The 5,076-nt window shown below is 63.2% G+C and carries 2 protein-coding genes and 1 pseudogene; 1 reads left to right on the top strand and 2 read right to left on the bottom strand.

Features of this window, described 5'->3' with window-relative positions:
• Positions 1 to 179: 179 nt before the first annotated feature.
• Entirely contained in the window at positions 180 to 1,259 is a 1,080-nt protein-coding gene (locus ACFFIC_RS27935; protein WP_377056629.1) for an IS110 family RNA-guided transposase, read from the bottom strand.
• 702 nt (positions 1,260 to 1,961) lie between these two features.
• Here ACFFIC_RS27935 and ACFFIC_RS27930 point away from each other — a divergent pair.
• Positions 1,962 to 2,243: pseudogene (locus tag ACFFIC_RS27930) on the top strand (transposase domain-containing protein); the annotation flags it as partial.
• A gap of 377 nt (positions 2,244 to 2,620) precedes the next feature.
• Here ACFFIC_RS27930 and ACFFIC_RS27925 read toward each other — a convergent pair.
• Complete coding sequence (locus ACFFIC_RS27925; RefSeq protein WP_377056627.1) at positions 2,621 to 4,765, bottom strand: HWE histidine kinase domain-containing protein; 2,145 nt, start codon at positions 4,763 to 4,765, stop codon at positions 2,621 to 2,623.
• Positions 4,766 to 5,076: the final 311 nt, after the last annotated feature.

The raw sequence follows: 5,076 nt of genomic DNA, 5'->3' as shown, positions 1-5,076 counted from the left end.
ATAGTGCGTCCTTCCACTCAGGGGAAAAGACTGCACCATCAAACCCTGGGATCAAACATCTAGTGAGCGTCGCGAAGCTGGATGGCCTAGGGGCCAAGTGTCGCCGCTTGTGGCAACCTACCGGATTCTAGCCTCTTCCAGCTGATACCGGCTACGGTGCGTTGAAGCTCCTATAGCGGTCAAGGGGCCGCTGTAGCTGCCGCGGGCGGGTGGGCTGGGCAGCAGAGATAGCCAAGGATCTCGCGGGCGACGTAGCGCTTGAGACAGCGGATGATCTCGGGCTTGCTCTTCCCTTCGGCGGTGCGTCGGCTGACGTAGTCGAGGGTGAGCTTGTGGGCGCGCATACGGACGACGATCACACGGTAGAGGGCGGCATTCGCCTGCCAGTTGCCTCCTCGGTTGAGGCGGTGCCGGTTGGTTTTGCCGCTTGACGCTGGTATCGGGCACGCGCCGCAGAGCTTGGCGAGGGCTGCTTCGGAGCGGATGCGCTCCGGGTTATCGCCGATGAGGATGAGCATCTCGGCCGCGGTGCCTGTGCCCATGCCATGGGCTTGGACCAAGTCGGGTGCGAGTTGCTGGGTGAACTGCCCGAGGTTGGCGTCATGGTCTTTGATCTTCGCGTCGAGGGCGAGCCAGCGCCGGGCGATCGCTCGCAGGCTGGCCTTGGCCGACGCCGTCGTCGAGGTAAGCGGGCCGGGGCGGAGGGCGGCAAGGTGGCGGAGCAACGTCATCTTGCCGGTCAGGTGATTGAGCTGCTCGCGCAGGGCCGAGGGCGCGCTGACGATGATGGCTTTGATTGCATGCATGGCCTGGCTCCGCGCCTTGACGGCGGAGTCACAGGCTACTTTGAGATGGCGGATCATCTCGACCGCGCTCGTGCCGGACTTCGGCCGCGCCGTTACCTGACCCGCCAAGACGCTGCGAGCGGCGCTCTCGGCGTCGAGCGTGTCGTTCTTGCCCCTCTGATACCGGAGCTGGCGGTTGGGCCGGTTCACCTCGAGCAGGGGACAGCCGCGCTCACTCAGGAACCGGGACAGGCCAGCGCCGCAGGACCCGGTGCCCTCGATGCCGACAGCACGGACAAACCCGAGGGATCGTGCCCAGTCCAACAGAGCCCGGTAGCCGCAGCTGTTGGCTGGGATGGACAGGCTGCCGAGGCGGGCACCGGGCGCGCTAATCGCGACCGCGGCATGGGTGGACTTGTGGGAGTCGATGCCGATAACGGCGTCGGCATCGGCGTCGGGTGCAGTCTCGCTCATGATGTGAGGCTCCAGGCCGAACGGAGGACCTGACGCTCGAACGGGCGGACAGAACTGTGACGGGATGGGGCACCCTCAAGCTCCTATGAAGTCACGAGCCGCTTGACCGGCAGGTGCAGGCTGGAGGGCCGACACATCAACGCCATGACACGAGGTCAATTGCACAATGGGTCAGGCCCTCCAGGCCACGAGCGGACTCTACGAGCGGGGCGGGATCGTCGAGGCGGCGTGCTGGGCTCACACCATTCGAACGCAATCCACCGTTCCTGGGCGGCATCGGCGCTGTTCCGGGTGCCGGTCCTCGCAATGGAATGACATGCTGGATCTCCAGGGCATCGTCATGGACTGGACGATGATGCGCTCGATGACGAGCCGCATGATGTTTTGACGTTCGCCGGGATCGGCAGTTGCCAGACGGGCGGCAACGCGCTCGCTGAACGCGGTGATGCTGGCGAGAGCCTCCCGGGCCTGGAGGCGCTCCTCGGCCACCCGGCGGTGATGAGCGTGTTGCTGCTCGGCCAGCTGCTGAGCGGGGGCGCGGCGCTGGCCAGACAGTTCCTCAAGGCTGATGACCTCGGCTTGATAGGCCTGGAGCAGCCGCTGGTCCGCGTGATCGAGCCGATCGATGCGAGTGCGCAGCCTGTCGTCCACGCCATCACCGGTTGTGCCGTTCGCCTCGGCGACGAAGCGCTCGAATTGAGCGGCCGCGCCTGCATCGATAACAACCCCGTCGAGCGCGCGATCCGCCCGATCGCCATCGACCGCCGCAACTGGACCTTTGCCGGGTCCGACGACGGTGCCGTCCGGGCCGCGACGATGTACTCGTTGATCGAGACGGCCAAGCTGACCGGCATCGACCCGGAAGCCTGGCTCCGTCAGGTTCTCGTCCGCATCGCCGACCACCCGGGCAACCGCGTCGCCGAACTCCTGCCCTGGAACGTCAACGGCCTACCCCAGCGCCTCGATCAGCGACGTGCCGCCTGACCGCCTCTGGCTCGTTGTCCATCGCTGGTCCCGCGGCTCTCGCCGGGCGCATACGCTGCGCCTCGATCACCCGCTCTTGGTGCGGCCGTATTGGTACGGCCCACTACTGTCCGCCTTGTACCTCAGAGCGGACACACAGCTTTTAAGCGCTGGATGCAGATAATCGAATTCGGTCGGCTCATCTGCGCCAGGGTCTGAATGGCGAGCCACTCCCATGGTGCCAACGTTCAGGGTCCGGCCTGCGCAGACAATCGTTGAGACCACCACAAAGATCGACAAGTCGCCTGTTGATGTCTGCGGGCGTACTCACTGCGGCCTGCACGAACAGTTGCGAGACTTGCATGGTGAAGAGCAGCGAAACGTAGAGCGGTTGCACTTCATCGGACCAATCGACCTGCAGGAAGGTGCAATACGGCGATCAGGCCTTCAGACTGGGACCAGTCGAGATCTAATCGGCCGCCCAACTGACCTGCAACGCTTTGCTGGATGAGGGATATTCCGAAGCCATGCCGCGCAGGCTGTCCACTTAACCTTGGTCCAGCCCTCTCTTGCCAGGAGAGGACGACCTCGTCTTCTGGTGAGCCAGCGGACCAGGTCAGGGACACAACACCTGATGGCACAGACAATGCCCCGTGCCGTGATGCATTGGTTGCAAGCTCGTGTACCACCAACGCCAGGGCCGCGGCACTGCTTGCACCCACGAGTACGCTTGGTCCAACCATCTCGACCCGTCCAGAAGGTCTTCCGTGATCACCAGAACCGCGAACTCCATAAGGAGCAAGTAGAGTCTGAAGCAGCGCGCCCATGGTTGTCGCGCGGAGCCCACGGCTTGAGCCATCGCCTGTCGCATCGCGCACCAGGTCATGAGCAGAAGAGAGCGCAGTGATTCGCCCCTGGAGAACCCTGGCCATTGTCGCTGGGTCGGCGGCTGTCTTCGCTGTGAAGCGGACGAGTCCATCGAAAACCGCGAAGAGGTTCTTCACCCGATGATCCAGCTCCCGCACGAGCAACTGCAATGCTTGCTCTTTGCGTTTGCGTTCGGTGATGTTCTCGATGACACCTGTGTACCGGGTCACACATGCCGTGGCGGAATCGGCCAGGGGCACGCCGCGCACCTCGACCCATTGATCCTCGTTGTCGCCCTGGTGTCGCACGCGGCAGGAGAAGCACAGGTCGACCGAGTTCTCGACGACATGGTTGTAGACCTGGAGAACTCCATCACGATCCTCAGGCACAACGTCCACCAGGAAGGTCTCGATGGTCCACTCAGCCACTGGGTCAGGCAATCCTGTAACCGCACTCCGACGTTCTAAGTGAGAGTGCTGCCCCGACGTCAGATCAATCTCCCAAGCCTTGATGCCTGCGGCTTCTGTTGCGATCCGGAGGCGCGCCTCACTATCCTGTAGGGCCGTTTCACGCCAGCGGACACCGGCAACCAACGCGGAGATCGAGGATGAGAGCAGCATGACCTCACGGAGGCCCCTGCTGTTCGGCACTTCGATAGCTCTCGGGTCTGTTTGCAGACGCTCTGCAGCTCTACAGAGGTCCGCCAAGGGACGTGTGATCAGCCCAGCAAGTAGCCACCCCAGCGCTGCAGCCAGCGCAGCGGCGACAAACCCCCAGAGTAGTACCTGCTGTGCGAGCTGGCGCGCGGGAGCAAAGGCCGCCTCGGCGTTCTGGCGAACGAGCACCGACCATCCTAGGCCTTGGTAGGTGCGATGGCCGTGTGTGGGGGCATAGCCCACCAGGTAGGGGCGGTCCTCCGCTCCATTTTCCAACCTGGGTCGCTCGACAACGCTGCCCGCTTTCCGATTGGCCAGATCAGGAAGAGCAGACGGAGCAAGGTCGGTTATTGATGCTCCACGCTGGCGACGGGGTCCCAGAAGAACTTGCCCTGTTTTGGACAGAATGAAGGCCTCTGCGCCAGGGTGGCGCGCGAGGATGGGAGCCATCACGTGGCGCTCAATACCCTCGGCCCACTCCCAGTAGAGGTGGGCGGCAACAACTCCGACGAGCGCATTGTCAGCGGCACGCACAGGAGCAGCCAAGTCCACGAAGCGCGGTGGGTTGTCTGATCCACGACCAAGAAGCGGAGCCATGAGAATGGCGTCATGCACGTCGGAGACGAATGGGCCCTGCTTGCCCCTTTGAAAGTACTCCCGTCCCGAAACATCTGCGCCGCGCAGAATGCCAGAGCTTGTCTCAACAACCCGCCCGTCAGCTCCGATGTAGCCAAGCACCGCGTAGTCTGGATAAGTCTCCTGCAAGCGCTTCAGGATGCGTCGACGGCCATCGAGGGTCACGTTGGTATCTATCATGGTGTCCAGAGACGCCGCGACCTGGACATCGCGGAGGCGTTCAAACAGGCCACGGTCCAGCAGGGCAGCCACGTTCTCGGCAGCCGATGTGAATTCCGCTCCGATATCCGCCCGGATGCGCCCATCAGCAACTCGTCCGATGGCAGCCGAAGATATGACGGCGGCAAGGAGGGCAAGGGCGCCGAACGCTGTGGAGAGGACCATCCTCAGACTGGGCGCGGGTACTCGACGTGCTGTCATTGGAAACTTGGTGGTCTGCTTCCTGGCGTGTGTCCCGGACCTGACCTCATCCAGAGGGGGCGACAGCGACCGTCCTCCACCGGCCTCCTCTTCGCGCTGGGCATAAGGCCCCTGAACCCCATCCATGCGGCTGGATTTGCTCCGGTTATGCTGCTTCGAAGAAACGATACTGTTACGTGTCGACCGAACCTATGTGCGGTTGGGTGGTTTGCCTAGCATTACAGTTGCATTCGGTGATGGTTTCTGAATCCATGGGTGGCCATGGTTCAGGGGCC

It is taken from the genome of Muricoccus vinaceus (assembly GCF_042433125.1).
Taxonomy (GTDB): Bacteria; Pseudomonadota; Alphaproteobacteria; order Acetobacterales; family Acetobacteraceae; genus Roseomonas; species Roseomonas vinacea.
The sequence above is the reverse complement of the archived record's forward strand: the minus strand, read 5'-3'. Positions and strand labels throughout refer to the sequence as shown.